The 17,778-nt window shown below is 70.4% G+C and carries 15 protein-coding genes; 3 read left to right on the top strand and 12 right to left on the bottom strand.

Going from position 1 to position 17,778, the window contains the following annotated elements; translation table 11 throughout:
- Window positions 1-84: 84 nt before the first annotated feature.
- The 9 genes from DEJ20_RS04435 to iolC are packed head-to-tail and all read right to left on the bottom strand — an operon-like array spanning window position 85 to window position 10,541.
- Window positions 85-1,197, bottom strand: a complete 1,113-nt coding sequence (locus DEJ20_RS04435; protein ID WP_111235414.1) for a transaldolase family protein — start codon at window positions 1,195-1,197, stop codon at window positions 85-87.
- On the bottom strand, window positions 1,194-2,063 hold the full coding sequence (locus DEJ20_RS04430) for a sugar phosphate isomerase/epimerase family protein (RefSeq protein ID WP_110864413.1): 870 nt from the start codon (window positions 2,061-2,063) through the stop codon (window positions 1,194-1,196). The genes DEJ20_RS04435 and DEJ20_RS04430 overlap by 4 nt, the downstream gene beginning before the upstream one ends.
- Before the next feature lie 3 nt (window positions 2,064-2,066).
- The gene (locus DEJ20_RS04425) at window positions 2,067-3,140 is read right to left on the bottom strand and encodes a Gfo/Idh/MocA family protein (RefSeq protein ID WP_111235413.1); all 1,074 of its coding nucleotides are present in this window, start codon (window positions 3,138-3,140) and stop codon (window positions 2,067-2,069) included.
- A 44-nt stretch (window positions 3,141-3,184) separates the two neighbouring features.
- Complete coding sequence (locus tag DEJ20_RS04420) at window positions 3,185-4,138, bottom strand: sugar phosphate isomerase/epimerase family protein (RefSeq protein ID WP_017887103.1); 954 nt, start codon at window positions 4,136-4,138, stop codon at window positions 3,185-3,187.
- A gap of 33 nt (window positions 4,139-4,171) precedes the next feature.
- Window positions 4,172-6,061: a 3D-(3,5/4)-trihydroxycyclohexane-1,2-dione acylhydrolase (decyclizing) gene (iolD, locus tag DEJ20_RS04415; RefSeq protein ID WP_111235501.1), complete on the bottom strand. Its 1,890-nt coding sequence runs from the start codon at window positions 6,059-6,061 to the stop codon at window positions 4,172-4,174.
- A gap of 17 nt (window positions 6,062-6,078) precedes the next feature.
- Window positions 6,079-7,002 (bottom strand): 5-deoxy-glucuronate isomerase, encoded by a 924-nt coding sequence (gene iolB, locus DEJ20_RS04410; RefSeq protein ID WP_111235412.1) that lies wholly within the window; start codon window positions 7,000-7,002, stop codon window positions 6,079-6,081.
- Between the two features lie 8 nt (window positions 7,003-7,010).
- A complete protein-coding gene (locus DEJ20_RS04405; protein WP_027464521.1) occupies window positions 7,011-8,522 on the bottom strand; it encodes a CoA-acylating methylmalonate-semialdehyde dehydrogenase in 1,512 nt (503 codons plus the stop codon).
- Window positions 8,519-9,508, bottom strand: a complete 990-nt coding sequence (locus DEJ20_RS04400) for a class I fructose-bisphosphate aldolase (protein ID WP_111235411.1) — start codon at window positions 9,506-9,508, stop codon at window positions 8,519-8,521. Before DEJ20_RS04400 ends, DEJ20_RS04405 begins: the two co-directional genes overlap by 4 nt.
- Window positions 9,501-10,541, bottom strand: a complete 1,041-nt coding sequence (iolC, locus tag DEJ20_RS04395) for a 5-dehydro-2-deoxygluconokinase (protein WP_027464520.1) — start codon at window positions 10,539-10,541, stop codon at window positions 9,501-9,503. Before iolC ends, DEJ20_RS04400 begins: the two co-directional genes overlap by 8 nt.
- Window positions 10,542-10,731: 190 nt before the next feature.
- Between iolC and DEJ20_RS04390 the strand changes: the two genes are divergently transcribed.
- Window positions 10,732-11,994: a DNA recombination protein RmuC gene (locus tag DEJ20_RS04390; protein WP_111235410.1), complete on the top strand. Its 1,263-nt coding sequence runs from the start codon at window positions 10,732-10,734 to the stop codon at window positions 11,992-11,994.
- A 163-nt stretch (window positions 11,995-12,157) separates the two neighbouring features.
- Here the strand turns inward: DEJ20_RS04390 and glpX are convergent, their stop codons facing one another.
- Window positions 12,158-13,147: a class II fructose-bisphosphatase gene (glpX, locus tag DEJ20_RS04385; RefSeq protein ID WP_017886722.1), complete on the bottom strand. Its 990-nt coding sequence runs from the start codon at window positions 13,145-13,147 to the stop codon at window positions 12,158-12,160.
- Between the two features lie 159 nt (window positions 13,148-13,306).
- Here glpX and fbaA point away from each other — a divergent pair, with 159 nt between their 5' ends.
- Both fbaA and DEJ20_RS04375 read left to right on the top strand, forming a co-directional pair.
- The gene (fbaA, locus tag DEJ20_RS04380) at window positions 13,307-14,335 is read left to right on the top strand and encodes a class II fructose-bisphosphate aldolase (RefSeq protein ID WP_110860683.1); all 1,029 of its coding nucleotides are present in this window, start codon (window positions 13,307-13,309) and stop codon (window positions 14,333-14,335) included.
- A gap of 105 nt (window positions 14,336-14,440) precedes the next feature.
- Window positions 14,441-15,700, top strand: coding sequence for a M18 family aminopeptidase (locus DEJ20_RS04375; protein ID WP_111235409.1), 1,260 nt, complete (start codon window positions 14,441-14,443; stop codon window positions 15,698-15,700).
- A 187-nt stretch (window positions 15,701-15,887) separates the two neighbouring features.
- Here DEJ20_RS04375 and DEJ20_RS04370 read toward each other — a convergent pair whose 3' ends face one another.
- Window positions 15,888-16,634, bottom strand: coding sequence for a DUF6264 family protein (locus tag DEJ20_RS04370; protein WP_146245436.1), 747 nt, complete (start codon window positions 16,632-16,634; stop codon window positions 15,888-15,890).
- Entirely contained in the window at window positions 16,631-17,695 is a 1,065-nt protein-coding gene (locus DEJ20_RS04365) for a 4-hydroxy-3-methylbut-2-enyl diphosphate reductase (RefSeq protein WP_502866592.1), read from the bottom strand. Before DEJ20_RS04365 ends, DEJ20_RS04370 begins: the two co-directional genes overlap by 4 nt.
- Window positions 17,696-17,778 lie beyond the last annotated feature (83 nt).

The raw sequence follows: 17,778 nt of genomic DNA, 5'->3' as shown, positions 1-17,778 counted from the left end.
ACCGGGCCTCCAGGCTGGTGCGTCAGCGCGCGGGGCGCGACCCGTGGTTCCGACTGCAGATCACACCCCGCATCAGACCGCGTCTCAGATCGCGGGGACGATGATGTCGCGGACCAAGGCGTCGAGCTTCGCGTCGGCGTCCAGGAACTGTCGGAGCGTCGTCACGGTCGCACCGAAGCGGTCGAACTCGTCGATCGTCATGCCGTCCACGTCGTAGCCGCGGGCGAACTCCGGCGTCGCGGCCCGGAGCGCCTCGATGACGTGCACGGGGACCTCGTCGTCGATGGCGTGCGGACGGAACGGGAACGCGTTGTCGTTGATGTCCTTCGTCCACTGGAACGGGGGCGACACCACCAGGTCGCCGCCCTGGAACTCCGACCACTGCAGTGCGTTCCGGAACGCGGCGACCAGCACGCGCGAGCGGAACCCACGCTCCTGGAAGACGCGGTAGGCGTTCTTCACCGCGGCGACACCGGCCCACTCGAGGATGCCCGGGTCCACCATCACGTGGTCGCGCTTGACGACGGTCTTCAGCCAGTCGTCGAAGCGGCCGGCCATCAGCGTGACGACGTGGCCGAACTCCTGCTCCGGCAGGCCCTCGGCAGCACGGCGGTCGAGTGCCCGCTCGATGGCCTCGCCCACGGCGACGACCTGCGGCACGGTGAAGGACACCGTGGCGTTGATCGAGACCCCGCGGTAGGCGGCTTCCTCGATCGCGGCGATGCCGACCTTGGTGGCGGGGATCTTCACGATGATGTTCGGCGCGAGCCGCGAGAACCGGACGGCCTGCTCGACGAGCGCGTCGGCATCACGGTGGAACCGGGGGTCGGTCTGCATGGACAGTCGACCGTTCCGGCCGCCGGACGCCTCGAACGCGGGCAGCAGCTGCGCCGCGGCGGCGATGGAGAGCTCCTCGACGGCCTTCCAGCCGATCCAGGACTCCCCCGCCGTCGGGTGCTCCTCGGCGATCTCGCGGATGCGCGGGACCCACGTCTCCGGGTCCTGCTGGATGCAGGTGTACGCGATCACCGGGTTGCAGGTCGCACCGACGGCACCGTACTCGTGGATGGCGGTCGACAGTTCGCGCGGGTCGGCGGAGTCGTTCCACAGGGCGGTCGGGGTCTGTTCCGCGGCCTGCAGGGTGACGGGACGGGAGTCGGCGTCGGTGGACGCCTGCGTCTCGAGGGTGGTGGTCATCGGTGGAGTCCCTTCGTGATCGTGTCGAGCTGGAACCGCGACACCGCGTCGGCGTTCTCGTCCTCGGCGAAGACGCTCGAGACCGCGACGGTGTCCTCGCGCGCTGAGAAACCGACCCGGTCGAGTGCCGCCCAGAAGGCGTCGAAGTCGACGTCCGCCTGGCCGACGGGCAGGTGCTGGTGCACACGGACCGGGTTGCCGGGCGGGTTCGTGATGTAGCGCAGGCCGTGCGAGCGACGGTGGTCGTACGCGTCGGCGACGTGGACCAGCTGCAGCGAGTCACCGGCCGCGTCGATGATCTCGTCCATGTTGCCGCCGTAGTGGAACGTGTGGCAGGCGACGTAGACGAAGCCGACGTGCTTCGAGTTCAGGCCCCGGATCACCCGGAGCGCCTCGAGCCCGTCCTCGACGAAGTCGTCGGGGTGCGGGTCGATGAGCACACGGATGCCGGCGTCCTCGATGATCGGCAGCAGTTCCTCCATCGACCGGTAGAACTGGTCCTCGGACTCCTCGGCGCGCTCGGGGCGGCCGGAGAACTCCGTGTTGATGGTGTCCACGCCGAGGCGCTTCGTGATCTCGATGACCCGCTTCCACTTCCGCACCGCAGCCTGTCGGGCGTCCTCGTCCGGGCCCGACCAGCGCAGCACGGGCAGCACGCTCGCCACCTGGACACCGGCGTCACGGCAGGCCGCGGCGAACGCGTCGACCAGGTCGTCGTCGGCCTTGGGGTGCCGGTAGAAGGGGATGAAGTCCTTGTGCGGGGTGAGCTGCAGGTACTCGTAGCCGAGCTCCGCGACCTTGCGCGGGAACTCGAGCAGCGACAGGTCGTGGTGGAACGGGGTCGGGTCGAGCGCGATCTTCGGCATCGATCAGGCCCCGGCGAGCGCGGCGGTCGCGTCGCTCGTCGCGTCGCTCGTCTCGTCGTAGAACGCCGGCTTCGTGACCGCGTACTCGACCACTTCGTGCGCGCCGGACTGCTGGGCCCGGACCGCGACCTCGGCGACGACCGAGGCGGTGTAGCCGTCCCAGGCACTCGGTCCGTCGATGCCACCGGTCCGGGCAGCGTCGACCCAGCGCTGCACCTCTTCGTCGTAGGCGGCACCGAAGCGCTCCTTGAACGACGGCGTGACGCCCTGCGAGGTCGCCCCGGCTGCGGCGAGCGAGAGTGAGGTGTCGCGGCCGATGTAGGCGACACCGGACTCGAACACGGCGTCGGTGGTGACCTGGTAGCCGAACTGGGCGTTGACGTTGATCTCGACGATCGCCATCGTGCCGGACTCGGTGGTGAACAGGACGAACTGCGGCTCGGGCAGGTCGGCCGGCGCGAGGGAGTTCTTGCGCGGCTTCTTCACCTCGACGCTCGTGATCGCTTCGCCGGTCAGGAACGGGATGATGTCGATCTCGTGGATCACCGAGTCGTGGATGAGCATCGACTCGCTGAAGTTCGGCGGCGTCGTCGGGTTGCGGTGCGCGTGGTGCAGGGCGAGCAGGGCGCCGTTCGCCCCCGACTCGCGCAGGGCCTTGAGCTCCTGGTACCCGGCGTCGAACCGGCGCATGAAGCCGACCTGGATGACGGGCCGGGCGGCGTGCTGCTGCTCGAGCTCGACGATGCGCAGCGAGTCCTCGGCACTGGTCGTCAGCGGCTTCTCGCACAGGACGGTGAGCCCGCGCTCGAGTGCGGTCACCAGGATCGGCTCGTGCAGGAAACCGGGGGTCGCGATGATGACGGCGTCGATCTCGGTCTGCTCGAGCGCCTCGTCGAAGGACGCGGCGGTGATCGCGCCGGGCGCCAGGGCGGCTGCCGCGGCGGCACGGGTCTGGTCGGGCTCGACGACGGCGACGACGTCGGCGTTCGAGATCTTGGCGGTGATGCGGCGGACGTGGTCGGCGCCCATCATGCCGGCGCCGACGACGGCGACGCGGAGGTTCTGCGTGGTGGTCATGGTGGTGTTCTCCTGGGGTTCGTTGACGCTGCGTGGACGGCGCGTCAGGAGGCGCGGGCGGCCGAGGTCGAGCCGAAGATGTGCTGGAAGGTGCGCTCGGCGATCGGGCCGGGGGCGTCGACGGAGCAGCCGTACATGTCCTGCTCGACGATGCCGAAGACGTCCGGGTTGATCGCGGCGACGGCCTCGATGATCGGGGCGAGTTCCGGGGTGCCGTGCGGCGGCTCGGTCATGATGCCCTGCGACACGGCGGTCGCGAACGGCACGTCGTTCTTGAGCACGTCGAACAGCAGGTCGGTGTCGACCTGCTTGAGGTGCAGGTAGCCGATGCGCTCCGGGTGGGCGGCGATGAGCTTGAGGTTGTCCCCGCCGTAGTAGGCGAAGTGGCCCGTGTCGAGGCAGAGGTTGGTGTACTCGGGGTTCGTGACCTCGAGGAACCGCACGGTCTCCTTGTAGGTGCCGACGTGGCTGTCCGCATGGGTGTGGAACTGCTGGTGGACGCCGTACTCCTCGAGCAGCGCCTTGCCGAGCTGGTCGTGGCCCTTGCCGAGACGCTCCCACTGCTCGTCGGTGAGCGTGCGCGCCTCGAGCACCTCTTCGGTGGCGTCCGAGCGCCACAGGTCCGGGATCGTCACCAGGTGCTCGGCGCCGAGCTTCGCGGCCAGGCCGGCGACCGCGACGGCCTGGTCCCACGCACGCTGGAACTGGTCCTCGCCCTTGTGGAACCCGGTGAAGACCGTACCCGCCGACAGCTTGAGCCCGCGGGACTCGAGCTCGTCGGACAGCTGGGACGGGTCGGTCGGCAGGTACCCGTACGGGCCGAGCTCGATCCACTCGTACCCGGCTGCGGACGCCTCGTCGAGGAAGCGCTGCCACGGCACCTGCTTCGGGTCGTCCGGGAACCAGACGCCCCACGAGTCCGGGGCGGTGCCGATGCGGATCGAGGCGGGCGCCGCGTCGGTGGCGGGGCTGCCGATGGGGGTGGCGGTGTCGGTCATGACGTCGCTGTCGCTTTCTGTCTCGTGAACGGTTCAGCCGAGCAGCGGACGCTGCGTGGCGACCTGCTGCGCGTACTCGGCGCGGGCGGCCTGGGTGCTGGGGAGGGTGGAGGTCTGCGCGACCGGCACGTCCCACCAGCCGTCGCCCTCGGGGGCGTAGACCAGCGGGTCGGAGTTGATGTGCACCAGGGTGGTGTGCTCGTTCGCCTTCGCCTGACGCAGTGCGGCCTTCAGGTCCTCGATGCTGTCGGGGCCGGGCTGCACCTCGATGACGTCGACGCCGTACGAGCGGGCGTTGGCGGCGAGGTCGACGGGCAGGGGCTCGCCGTTCTCGAACGACTCGGTCTCGTCGAGGTAGCGGTACTTCGTGCCGAAGCGCTCGGAGCCGACGGTCTCGGACAGGTGCCCGATCGACGCGTACCCGTGGTTCTGGATGAGCACGACGATGATCTTGATGCCCTCGGCCACTGCGGTGACGAGCTCGGTGTGCAGCATGAGGTAGCTGCCGTCACCGACCATCACGATCGCGTCGCGGTCCGGAGCCCCGCGGCGGACCCCGATGCCACCGGCGATCTCGTAGCCCATGCACGAGAACGCGTACTCGACGTGGTACCCGAGCTCGTCCCGCACCCGCCAGAGCTTGTGCAGGTCGCCGGGCAGCGAGCCCGCCGCCTGGATCACGACGTCGCGCGGGTCGGAAACCGACTGCACGGCCCCGATGATCTCGGGCTGGCCGGGCAGGTCTGCACCGGACGGGGCGAAGGCGCCGTCGACGGCGGCGTCCCACGCCGCCTTCAGCGAGGCGATCTCGGAGGCGTAGCCGGGCTCGACGACGTACGCCGTGTCCGACGTGAGCGACTCCGTCAGGGCGACCAGCGCCTCCCGGGCGTCCGCGATCAGCGGCAGCTGCGAACCGTGCTTGTAGGCGTCGAACGCGGCCACGTTGACGTTGACGAACGTGACGTCCGGGTTCTGGAACGCCGTGCGCGACGCCGTGGTGAAGTCGCTGTAGCGGGTGCCGACCCCGATGACGACATCGGCCTGGGCGGCGATCGCGTTGGCGGCCGCGGTGCCGGTCGCGCCGATCCCGCCGAGGTACTGCGGGTGGTCCCAGACCAGGGATCCGCCGCCGGCCTGCGACGTGCCGACCGGGATCCCGGTGGCCTCGACGAAGGCGCGGAGCTCGTCGGCGGCGTCGGAGTACAGCACCCCGCCGCCGGCCACGATGACCGGACGCCGGCCGGCCCGGATCGCGGCCACCGCACGCTCGAGCGGGCCACGCTCGGGCAGCGGACGGCGGATGTGCCACTCGCGCGGCTGCAGGAACGCGACGGGCACGTCGAACTCCTCGGCCTGGACGTCCTCGGGCAGGGCGATCGTCACCGCACCGGTCTCGGCCGGGTCGGTCAGCACCCGCATCGCGGCGAGGGCGATCGAGAACAGCTGCTCCGGACGCTCCACACGGTCGAAGTAGCGCGACAGCGGACGGAAGGCGTCGGTGACCTGCAACGACGTGTCGTGCGGCAGCTCGATCTGCTGGAGCACCGGGTCCGTGGTGCGCGTGGCGAAGGTGTCCGACGGCAGGAGCAGTGCCGGCAGCCGGTTCGTGGTGGCGAGTGCCGCGGCGGTCAGCATGTTGGCGGCGCCCGGGCCCACCGACGCCGTCGACGCGTAGGTCGCGCGGCGGCGGTGCATGCGGGCGAAGCCGACGGCCTCGTGCACCATCGCCTGCTCGTTGCGGGCCTGGTGGTACGGCAGCAGACCGGGCTGCTCGACGTGGAGCTGCTTGATGGCCTGACCGACCCCGGCGACGTTGCCGTGCCCGAAGATGCCGAAGATCCCCGGGATGGTGCGTTCGCGAACGTCGCCGTCGACGGTCCACTGGTTGGCCAGGAACTCGACGAGTGCCTGGCCGACCGTCATCTTCCGCGTGGTGGTGGTCACGCCTGCTTCCTTTCGTAGGGCAGTCGTGGGTCGATCGATTCCGATGCCCACGCCTGCCGGACCCACCCGTGGGCGGGGTCGTCGGTGATGTTCCAGACGCGCTCCGGGTCGGGCCCGGCCATCACGTTCAGGTAGTACATGTCGTAGCCCGGAGCGGCGACCGCCGGACCGTGCCAGCCGTACGGCACCAGGGCGACGTCGCCGGTCCGGACCTGCCGGAACTCGTCGATGGCGCGGTCGTCCGAGGCGTAGGTGCGGTGCAGGGCGAACGGGTCGGCGGCCTCGGGCGCGATCGACTCGAGCCCACGGGACACCGCTGCCTCGTAGTAGTAGATCTCCTCGAGGTTCGATTCCGAACCGGGCACGTTCGTGTCGTGCTTGTGGGGCGGGTACGACGACCAGTTGCCGGCCGGTGTGATCACTTCGCACACGATGAACTTGACGGCGTCGAGCGCCGCCGGGGTGCCGAAGTTGTGCACCTGACGGCTCGACTGCCCGGCACCGCGGAGCTCCACCGGCACGTCCGGCCGGGCCACGTAGGTGGTCGGCTTGACGGTGTCGGTGGGCGCCTCGGCGACGGCGAAGCGGCCGCTGCCGGTGATGGTGGCCGCGGAGCCCGAGCCCAGGTACAGGACGTCGGTGGGGCCGTCGAAGACGCTCCCCCGACCGTGCAGCGCCTGCTCGCCGTCGCCCGCAGCGCCCGAGTGGGTCACGTGGAACGACCCGGCGAGCGGCACGACGATGCGCTCGACGGCGTCGGCCGGGAGGCGCAGCTCGCCCCCGTCGGTCAGCGCGCCGGTCCGGAGCCCGGTGTGCGCCCACCCCTCGATGCGACCGTCGACCACGTCGGTCCAGCCCGCCTCGGGCCGGGAGCCCGCCGGGATGAACCACTGGTGGTGCTGGTGCTGTTCGTTCGCCATGCTGCGGGTCAGTTGTTCGACGGGAAGCCGAGGTTGATGCCGCCGTGCGACGGGTCGAGCCAGCGGCTCGTGATCGCCTTCTGGCGGGTGAAGAAGCTCACGCCGTCGGCCCCGTACGCCTTGTGGTCGCCGAAGAGCGAGTTCTTCCAGCCGCCGAACGAGTAGTAGGCGACGGGCACCGGGATCGGGACGTTGATGCCGATCATGCCGACCTGCACGTCACGCTGGAACCGTCGGGCGGCGCCACCGTCGTTCGTGAAGATGGCGGTGCCGTTGCCGTACGCGCCGGAGTTGATGAGCTCGAGGCCCTCTTCGTAGGTGGCGACCCGCACGACGCTCAGCACCGGACCGAAGATCTCCTCGGTGTAGACGCGGCTGGTGGTGGGCACCTGGTCGATCAGCGTCGGACCCAGCCAGAAGCCGTTCTCGTCGCCGTCGGGTCGGACGGTGCGGCCGTCCACCACAACCACCGCACCGTCCTGCTCTGCGACCTCGATGTACGAGGCGACCTTGTCACGGTGCTGCTTCGTGACGAGCGGCCCCATGTCGCACCCGCGACGACCGTCGCCGATGCGCAGGGTCGCCGCGCGGTCCTTGATCTTCTGGATGAGCTCGTCTGCCACCGGCTCGACGGCGACGACGACCGAGATCGCCATGCAGCGTTCGCCGGCCGAACCGAAGCCGGCGTTGATCGCGTTGTCGGCGACCAGGTCGAGGTCGGCGTCGGGCAGGACGAGCATGTGGTTCTTCGCGCCGCCGAGGGCCTGCACTCGCTTGCCGTGCTTCGTGCCGGTCTCGTAGACGTACTGCGCGATGGGCGTGGAGCCGACGAACGAGATCGACTCGACGTCGTCGCTGGTGAGCAGGCCGTCGACGGACAGCTTGTCGCCGTTGAGCACGTTGAAGACGCCGTCGGGCAGCCCGGCCTCCTTGAACTTCTCGGCGAGCCAGATGGCGGCCGACGGGTCCTTCTCGCTCGGCTTCAGCACGACGGTGTTGCCCGCGGCGATCGCGATCGGCAGGAACCAGAGCGGCACCATCGCCGGGAAGTTGAACGGGCTGATGATGCCCACGACTCCGAGCGGCTGGCGGATCGAGTAGACGTCGATGCCGGTCGAGACCTGGTCGGAGAACTCGCCCTTCATCAGGCTCGGGATGTTGGTGGCGAGCTCCACGACCTCTTGCCCACGGGCGATCTCACCCAGGGCGTCGTCGATGACCTTGCCGTGCTCGCTCGTGATGATCTCGGCCAGCTCGGCCTTGTCGCGGTTCAGGATCTCGCGGAACGAGAACAGGATCGCCTGGCGTTTGGCCAGTGACAGGTTGCTCCAGCCGGGGAACGCCGCCTTGGCGCTGCCGATGGCCGCCTGGATCTCGGACTCGTCGGCCAGCGCGACCTGCTTGGTCGCGACGCCGAGCGCCGGGTCGTACACGGGGGCGGTGTTGCCCGACGCGGATTCGACGCGCTTGCCGTCGATCCAGTGCCCGACGGTGGTGGTGGTCGTGTCGGTGAGCGTCATGCGTTGCTTCCTTCCGAGATGGACGAGTCCATGGTGGTGGCGCCCGCGAGCCGAGCGGCTGGGTCGTGGGCATCTGTGGAGAACCCGCCCCGGGCCTCCTGGCTGTGGACGAGACCGGCGGCCACGTCCACGGCGGCGGCGACGTCGCCGTCCGAGGGGTAGAGCAGGGTGCGTCCGACGACCAGGCCGCGGACGCCGGGCAGGGCCAGGGCGTCCGCCCACTTGGCGTACGTCTCCAGCGGGCGCGAAGCCGGGTCGCCGCCGAGCAGCAGCGTCGGCAGCGTCGTCGCGGCCATCACGCGCTCCATGTCGTCGACGACGGGGATCTTGAGCCAGCTGTAGGCGCTGGACTCGCCGAGTCCCGCAGCGATCGCCATCGAGGTGATCACGGCGTCGGCCGACAGGTCGTTGACGACCCGGCCGTCCCGCCACTCGGACATGAACGGCTCGAGCATGATCGGCAGCTGGAGCGCCGCGGCCTCGCTGACGGCGCGGGCCGTGGCCTCGAGCGTCGGCGCGGTGCCCGAGTCCTCCAGGGCGATGCGCACCAGCAGCTTGGCGAAGTCGAGCCCGGAGTCCTTGATCGCCCGCGCCGAGTACGCCGTGTACCGGTCGTCCATCTCGAACGTGGCGCCGCGGAGTCCACCGCGGTTCATCGACCCGACGACGACCTTGCCGTCGAGGGCGCCGAGCAGCGCGAGGTCCTCGAGGATGTCGGGGGTGCCGAGCACCCCGTCGACCCCCGGACGGCCGAGGGCCGTGACGAGCCGCTCGAGCAGGTCGTAGCGGTCCGCCATCGCGGACTCGTCGTCGCGCACCGCCAGGGCACCGCGTGCGGGGTGGTCGGCGGCGACGATGAAGAGCTTGCCGTCGTCGGCGAGCAGGGAGCGCTTGCGGCGGGCGTCGAGCGTGGCACGCACCAGGTCGGGCTGGCCGGCACGGATGTCGCGGAGGCGCTGGAAGTCGGCGGGGCTGAGCTCAGGCATGGGTCTTCTCCTCGGTGTTCGTCTCACCCGTGTACGTCTCACCCGTGTGGTTCGTGCCCTCGGCCGGGTTGTCGGTCAGGAACTGCTCGATCTCGTCGCTCGTCGGCATCGCCGTCGAGCACTCGAACCGCGTCGCGACGATCGCGCCGGCTGCGTTGCAGAACGCCAGGATCCGCTCGAGGCTCCAGCCCTGCAGTAGTCCGTGGGTCAGCGCGCCGCCGAAGCCGTCGCCCGAGCCGAGCCCGTTCACGACGTCGATGTGGTGCGGACGGAACTCGACGAACTCGTCGCGGGTCTTCGCCAGCACGCCCTTCGGCCCCTGCTTGACGATCGCGATCTCGACACCGCGGTCGAGCAGCGCGTCGGCGGCGCGGACCGGGTCGGTCTCCCCCACCGCCACCTCGCACTCCTCGCGGTTGCCGACGGCGACGGTGGCGTGCTCGAGGGCGATCGCGACCTCGCGCGTCGCGGCCTCGGGGCTCGACCAGAACATCGACCGGTAGTCCAGGTCGAGCACGGTGTGGGTCTTCGTGCTGTTCTGCGCGGCGGACCGGGCTTCGTACGCCACGTGGTGCGCCTGTCGGCTCGGCTCCTCGCTGAGGCCGGTCACCGTGGTCCAGAAGATCTTCGCGCGCTCGATCTCGTGCAGCGGCAGGGACTTCGCCGTGATCATCAGGTCCGGCGCCTTCGGGGCCCGGTAGAAGTAGAGCGGGAAGTCGTCCGGCGGGAAGATCTCGCAGAAGGCGACGGGGGTGTTCAGCCCCTCCACCGTCTCGACGAAGGCGTTCGCGACGCCGTACTCGGGCAGCGTGCGGGCGATGTACCGGCCGAACGGGTCGTTGCCCGTCCGGGTGATGACCGCGGCATCCGCGCCGTGGCGAGCAGCGGCGATGGCGACGTTCGTGGCGCTGCCGCCGACGGACTTCGAGAAGGTCGAGACGTCCTCGAGCGGGCCGGTCTGCTGCGGGTAGATGTCGACGCTGACGCGTCCCATCGTGATCACGTCGTAGGCGTGGGGAGCTTGGTTCGTCATGCGACGCGGTGGACCTTCCGTGCGGCTTCATCGGCGGACGATCACGACTGTACACCCTGTTTGCCCTAATGTCATGACATGGATTCCGCGGTCCGTCACGTTGGTCCCGTGGCGCTGGTCACGCTGGTTCTGCGGGGCGCGCCGGAGTGCCGGGAGGCGCGGTGTCGGTGGGTTCTGCCAGGGTCGCGACATGCAGATCCTCGCCCTGGTCATCGGTCTCGTGATCGGCATCGCCGTCGGTGCGGTCGTCGCCTGGTCGCTCGCCCGCTCGCGCGCGGGCATCGACGCCGCGTCGTCCCGTGCGACGGCCGAGGCGCTCCGCGGCCAGCTCGAGGCGGTGCGGCGCGACGCCGAGGAACGCCTCGACGCCCAGGACACGCAGTACCGCCGCCAGGTCGACTCGCTCGAGCGGCGCTCCGCCGAGCTCGAGCACCTGGTGCAGCGCATGCACGGCGTCGACGCAGCACGGAACCAGAACGAGTCCAAGGTGCTCTCCGCGCTCAGCCCCGTGGCGCAGACACTCGACGTGATGCGCACGAAGATCGCCGAGCTCGAGCAGTCGCGGAGCGAGCAGTACGGTGCACTGTCGGCGCAGCTCCGGTCGGCCGCCGAGTCCGAAGAGCGCCTCCGCGCCACGGCCGACACCCTGGCCAGCGCCCTGTCGTCGAACAGCACGCGCGGCGTCTGGGGCGAGACGCAGCTGCGCAACGTTGTCGAGGCCGCCGGGCTGCTCGAACGCGTCGACTTCGACGTGCAGTCCTCCGTCACCACGGCCGTCGGCTCCGCCCGCCCGGACATGGTCGTGCACCTGCCCGGCGGCAAGACCATCGCCGTCGACGCCAAGGTGCCGTTCAGCGCCTACCTGCAGGCCGCCGAGATCCCGGCGACCGCCACCGGTGCCGAGGCAGCCCGACGCGACCAGCTCATCGCCCAGCACGTCAAGGCGCTCCGAGCGCACGTCGACGCCCTTGCCGCACGGGAGTACTGGACCGGCTACGACGCCTCCCCCGAGCTCACCGTCGCCTTCATTCCGTCCGAGTCGCTCATCTCGAGCGCCCTCGCCGCCGACCCCGGCCTGCTCGACCACGCCTTCCGCAAGCGCATCGCCCTCGCCTCACCCGTGACCCTGTGGTCCGTGCTCAAGACCGTGGCGTTCTCGTGGCAGCAGGACGTGGTGTCGCAAGAGGCGCACGAGCTCTTCAAGGTGTCCCGCGAGCTCTACGGCCGGCTGTCCACGATGGCCGGGCACGTCGACAAGCTCGGCCGCTCGATCCGGGGCTCGGTCGTCGACTACAACCGCTTCGTCGGGTCCCTCGAACGCCAGGTCCTGCCGAGTGCCCGTCGGCTGTCGCTGCTCGATGAGTCGAAGGTCATCGCGGACCCGGCGTCGATCGAGGACGAGCCGCGGCTGCTCACGGCACCGGAGCTCGTCGGCGCCGTCGACGAGGACTGACCGGCGCAGCGCCGGACCGCACCGCACCGCACCGCACCGCACCGCACCGCCCCGCCCCGCCCCGCCCCGCACAACGAAAACCCGTCCGAACCACGGGATCGCGTGGTTCGGACGGGTTGCAGTGGTTCAGCGCGGATCCGCGCCGATCAGGACCGCGTGCGGATCAGAACCACTTCTCCGCACGGTGGTCCGCCTGGATGCGGCGAATCGTGTTCGAGCGCGAGCGGAGCACGAGCGAGTCCGTGTGGATGACGCCGCGCGAACGACGCACGCCGTCGACCAGGACGCCGTCGGTGACGCCGGTGGCGACGAAGAACGTGTTGTCACCCGTGACCAGGTCGTCCTGATCGAGGACCTTGTCCAGGTCGTGACCGGCGGCGATGGCGCGCTCGCGCTCCTCGTCGTCCTTCGGCTGGAGCTTGCCGAGGATCACGCCGCCGAGCGCCTTGATCGCGCACGCCGTGATGATGCCCTCTGGGGTGCCGCCGACACCGACGCACATATCGATCGTCGAGCCGGGCAGAGCGGCGGCGATGCCACCGGCGACGTCACCGTCGAGCAGCAGTCGCGTGCCGGCACCGGTCGCGCGGATGGCGCGGATCAGCTCGTCGTGGCGCGGGCGGTCGAGGACGGCGACGACCATGTCCTCGAGGTCCTTGCCCTTGGCCTTCGCCAGCGCACGGATGTTGTCACCGATCGGCTTCTCGAGGTCCAGGACACCGCGACCCTCGGGGCCGGCGGCGATCTTGTCCATGTAGAAGACGGCAGAGGGGTCGTACATCGAGCCGCGGTCCGAGACGGCCATGACGGAGATGGCGTTCTGGCGGCCGGCGGCGGTGAGCGAGGTGCCGTCGATCGGGTCGACCGCGATGTCGCAGGCCGGGCCGTGACCGTTGCCGACGTGCTCGCCGTTGTAGAGCATCGGGGCGTTGTCCTTCTCGCCCTCGCCGATGACGACGACGCCGTCGAAGTTCACCGTGCCGAGGAACTTGCGCATCGCGTCGACCGCGGCGCCGTCGGCGAGGTTCTTCTCACCACGCCCGACCCACGGCTGCGCACGGATCGCGGCGGCCTCCGTCGCACGCACGAGCTCGAGCGCGAGGTTGCGGTCGGGCTGGAGGAACAGGGAGCCGGTCTCAGTCGTGGGAGTCACGACCCGAGCCTACCGACCGGCGGCCGACCCACGGTCCGGACACCGGGCCCGTGCACGCATGTGCACGCCGGACGTGAGCCGACCGCGTAACCCGGACCGCGCCTCCAGTCCGGCTGACTACGATCGGCGGGGACATCACCGAAGTCGAAGGAGATCCACGTGCCCATCGCAACGCCGGAACAGTACGCCGAGATGATCGAACGCGCGAAGGCGGGCAAGTTCGCGTACCCCGCGGTCAACGTCTCCTCCTCGCAGACCATCAACGCGGTCCTCCAGGGCCTGCAGGAAGCCGGTTCCGACGGCATCCTCCAGGTCACGACGGGCGGTGCCGACTACTTCGCCGGCCACACCATCAAGAACCGCGCAGCGGGTGCCCTCGCGATGGCGAAGTTCGCCCACGAGGTCGCCAAGAACTACGACATCACGGTCGCGCTGCACACCGACCACTGCCCGAAGGACGCCCTCGACGGCTTCGTCCTGCCGCTGATCGCGGCGAGCGAGGAAGAGGTCCGGCAGGGTCGCAACCCGATCTTCCAGTCGCACATGTGGGACGGTTCGGCCGTGCCGCTCGACGAGAACATCGAGATCGCGAAGACCATGATCGAGAAGACGCGGAACATCAACGCGATCCTCGAGGTCGAGATCGGCGTCGTCGGCGGCGAAGAGGACGGCGTCCAGCACGAGGGCACGAACGACGCGCTCTACACGACCCCGAACGACGTCGAGAAGGTCGTCGACGCGCTCGGCCTGGGCGACAAGGGCCGCTGGATCGCGGCGCTCACCTTCGGCAACGTGCACGGCGTCTACAAGCCGGGCAACGTCAAGCTCCGCCCCGAGCTCCTCGGTGAGATCCAGGCGTCGGTCGCCTCGAAGCACGGCACGGGCGAGAACCCCCTCGACCTCGTCTTCCACGGCGGCTCCGGCTCGACCGACGACGAGATCCACGAGGCCGTCCGCAACGGCGTCATCAAGATGAACATCGACACGGACACGCAGTACGCGTTCACCCGCTCGATCGCGGACTCGATGTTCCGCAACTACGAGGGTGTCCTGAAGATCGACGGCGAGGTCGGCAACAAGAAGCAGTACGACCCCCGCGCCTGGGGCAAGGTCGCCGAGACCGCCATGGCGGCCCGCGTCGTCGAGGCCGCGAAGGTCCTCGGCTCGGCCGGTCACGCCAAGGGCTGAGCAGGTCCGTCCGGTCGGGTCCACCGGCCTGGAGGAACGGGGTGCGTCCGACGGACGCGCCCCGTTCTGCGTCGGGTCGCCTCCACCGCGTGCCACGATGGGCGGGTGACCGTCGACGCCATCGCCTCCGAGTTCGCCCAGTTCGTCACCGAGTCGCCCACCGCGTTCCACGCGGCGGCGGCGACCCGTGACCGTCTCGTCGCAGCCGGGTTCACCGAGCTGTCCGAGCTCGACGCCTGGCCGACCGAACCCGGCGCGTACGTGGTGGTCCGCGACGGTGCCGTCATCGCGTGGCGCCTGCCCGACGGTGCCGTCCCGACGACGCCGTTCCGGATCCTCGGCGCCCACACCGACTCCCCCGGCTTCCGCGTGAAGCCGAACCCCGGCGTGCGCACGGGCGGCTGGGAGCAGCTCAACGTCGAGGTCTACGGCGGCGCGCTCCTGTCGACCTGGTTCGACCGTGACCTGCGGATCGCCGGCCGGGTCGTCGACGCCGACGGCAGCGTGCGGCTCGTCAGCACCGACGCCGTCGCCCGCATCCCGAACCTCGCGATCCACCTCGACCGCGGGGTGAACGACGGCAAGGAGATCGACCGCCAGCGCCACACCCTGCCGATCGTCGGGGTCGACGGCGACGCCGGTGGGACCTCCGTCGTGGAGTGGCTGCTCGCCCGGCTCGGCGAAGGCGCCGTGTCGTGGGACCTGTTCCTCGCCGACACCCAGGCGCCGGCCCGGATCGGCATCGAGCGGGAGTTCCTGGCGTCCGGCCGGATGGACAACCTGACGAGCGTGCACGCCGGACTCCGGGGCATCGTCGACGCTCCGACCGACGGTGACCACATCCCGGTGTTCGCGGCGTTCGACCACGAGGAGATCGGGTCGTCGACGCCGTCCGGTGCCGGTGGTCCGTTCCTCGAGGACGTCCTCGGCCGTGTGCAGGAGGGACTCGGCACCACCCGCTCCGAGGCCGCCCGGGCGTTCCGTGCGTCGTGGCTGCTGTCGAGCGACGCCGGGCACCTGGTGCACCCGAACCAGCCGGAGAAGCACGACCCGACAAACCGTCCGCGCCCCGGAGCCGGTCCGCTGCTGAAGATCAGCGCGAACCAGCGCTACATGACCGAGGCGAAGGGCGAGGCCGTCTGGGCCGCCGCCTGCGAGACCGCCGGTGTGCCGTGGCAGCCGTTCGTCAACGTGAACACGATCCCCGGCGGCTCGACCATCGGCCCGATCGCGGCGACCCGGCTCGGGATCCCGACGATCGACATCGGCGTCGGACTGCTGTCGATGCACTCGATCCGGGAGCTCGTGCACGTCGACGACCTGGCTGCCCTGCACGGAGCGGTCGCAGCGTTCCTGGCCGGCTGACCTCCGGCTGGCGTCGACTGGCTGGGGTGGTCGCGACTCCCCATACGCGCAGGGCCGAGTGGTCACGAACTGTCGGTTACGCCGGTGCCGGACGACAGTTTCTGACCACTCGACGGCGGGCCCGCGGCGTGTTGCGACCACTCGGCGCGCGGAGGCCGGCGGCGCGAGCAGCCAGGCGGTCAGGCGGTCAGGCGCCGGACTGTCGCAGCATGAAGTCGACGAAGGCTTGGTCCTGCATGACCACGACGACGAACGCGATCGTGCTGATCGCCGTGGCGACGACCGCGCCGACCAGCGGCACCCAGAACGTCCGCTTCCGTGCTCGGAGCCGACGGATGGACCACCAGGCGACCAGGGCGAAGACGACCACGTTGGTGATCGCGGCGATGGCGGCGGCCGTGCTCAGGGCGCTCGGGTCGTTCAACGCCGTGTACTGGGTCTCGAGGGTGCGCCGCACGGTGGAGGCGACCTCGCCCACGGAAAGGGACTGCACCACGGAGACCAGTCCGAAGGCGAGCAGCCCGACGGTGAGCACGAAGTCGGCCGGCGTGCGACCGAACCGGCTGCGGACCATCGACCGCTGCGCCCCAGCAGGGACTGCACCGGAGCGAGCGTCCGTACCGGCGCGTTCGCCGCGGATGCCGTCGCTCGGAGCAGCGTCGCGCACGCCGGTGGCGGGGGCCTGATCCTGCCGCTCCCGTGCCTGACGCTCCCGCTCCTGGCGCTCCTGCTCGACGAGGACCGGGTTCACCCAGCCCTCTGGCGCGTACTCGCCGTACCCGGGGGCGGGACGGCCCTGGGGCCGACCGTTCGCGGGACCGGCGGCCGACGTCGCGGACGCACCCCGGGCCTCCTGGCCGCTACCAGCGCCGGCGTCGCCGTGGTTCGCCGGGTCGCGACGCGGGACCGAGGACCAGCCGTCCGAGCCGCTCATGACCGACGCCCGCCGAGCGCGCGCGTCGGGTTGCCCGAGGCGTCGGTGCGGAGCTCCTTGGGGAGCGAGAACATCAGGTCCTCGTGTGCGGTGACGACCTCTTCGACGGCGGCGTAGCCGGCGTCGGCGAGCTGTTCGAGCACCTCGGCCACGAGTTCTTCCGGCACGGACGCACCGCTCGTCACGCCGACCGTCTCGACACCGTCGAGCCACTCCTGCTGGATCTCCTCCGCGTAGTCGACGCGGTGGGCGGCGCGGGCACCGTGCTCGAGCGCCACCTCGACCAGGCGGACGCTGTTCGACGAGTTCGCCGAGCCGACCACGATCACCAGGTCGGCACCAGGCGCGACCTTCTTGATCGCGACCTGGCGGTTCTGGGTGGCGTAGCAGATGTCGTCCGACGGTGGGTCCTGGATGGCCGGGAACTTCTCGCGCAGCAGCCGCACGGTCTCCATCGTCTCGTCGACGCTGAGCGTGGTCTGCGACAGCCAGACGAGGTTGTTCGGGTCCGGCACCGACAGCGCGGCCACGTCGTCGGGGCCGTTCACCAGGATCGTGCGGTCCGGGGCGTGCCCCATCGTGCCCTCGACCTCTTCATGGCCGGCGTGCCCGATCAGGATGATGGTGCGCTCGGCCTTGGCGAACCGGGTGGCTTCGCGGTGGACCTTGGTGACGAGGGGGCAGGTGGCATCGATGGCGTGCAGGTCGCGCTCGGCGGCACCCGCGACGACGGCCGGCGACACACCGTGCGCGCTGAAGACCACGTGCGAACCCCGGGGGACCTCGGCCACGTCGTCGACGAAGACGGCTCCGCGCTGCTCGAGCGTCGACACCACGTGCACGTTGTGGACGATCTGCTTGCGGACGTAGACGGGCTCGCCGTACTGCTCCAACGCCTTCTCGACCGCGACGACCGCACGGTCCACCCCGGCGCAGTACCCACGGGGGGCCGCGAGCAGCACCTTCTTGGGGCCGGCGACCGGTTCGTCACGCAGTCGGCCCCGTGCCGCGTGCACACGCGGCGGGGCAAGCGGGACCGTGTGGCCGTTGGTGATCGTCACGTCCCCGATGATAGGTGAGCGGCACGCACGCGACCTGGGCGCGCGGGGTGCCTGTGGAGAACACGACGTCCGTCCCCTGTCAC

Source organism: Curtobacterium sp. MCSS17_005 (assembly GCF_003234225.2).
GTDB classification, from domain to species: Bacteria; Actinomycetota; Actinomycetes; order Actinomycetales; family Microbacteriaceae; genus Curtobacterium; species Curtobacterium flaccumfaciens.
Note: the sequence above shows the minus strand (reverse complement) of the source record. Positions and strands in the feature narration are given on the sequence as shown.

Coding starts and splice junctions, on each gene's coding strand:
- DEJ20_RS04370 (WP_146245436.1), bottom strand. CDS start 16,634: ATGAGCGGCTCGGACGGCTGGTCCTCGGTCCCGCGTCGCGACCCGGCG.
- DEJ20_RS04390 (WP_111235410.1), top strand. CDS start 10,732: ATGCAGATCCTCGCCCTGGTCATCGGTCTCGTGATCGGCATCGCCGTC.
- DEJ20_RS04400 (WP_111235411.1), bottom strand. CDS start 9,508: ATGCCTGAGCTCAGCCCCGCCGACTTCCAGCGCCTCCGCGACATCCGT.
- DEJ20_RS04435 (WP_111235414.1), bottom strand. CDS start 1,197: ATGACCACCACCCTCGAGACGCAGGCGTCCACCGACGCCGACTCCCGT.
- DEJ20_RS04430 (WP_110864413.1), bottom strand. CDS start 2,063: ATGCCGAAGATCGCGCTCGACCCGACCCCGTTCCACCACGACCTGTCG.
- iolC (WP_027464520.1), bottom strand. CDS start 10,541: ATGACGAACCAAGCTCCCCACGCCTACGACGTGATCACGATGGGACGC.
- DEJ20_RS04405 (WP_027464521.1), bottom strand. CDS start 8,522: ATGACGCTCACCGACACGACCACCACCACCGTCGGGCACTGGATCGAC.
- DEJ20_RS04425 (WP_111235413.1), bottom strand. CDS start 3,140: ATGACCACCACGCAGAACCTCCGCGTCGCCGTCGTCGGCGCCGGCATG.
- iolB (WP_111235412.1), bottom strand. CDS start 7,002: ATGGCGAACGAACAGCACCAGCACCACCAGTGGTTCATCCCGGCGGGC.
- iolD (WP_111235501.1), bottom strand. CDS start 6,061: ATGACGGTCGGCCAGGCACTCGTCGAGTTCCTGGCCAACCAGTGGACC.
- DEJ20_RS04420 (WP_017887103.1), bottom strand. CDS start 4,138: ATGACCGACACCGCCACCCCCATCGGCAGCCCCGCCACCGACGCGGCG.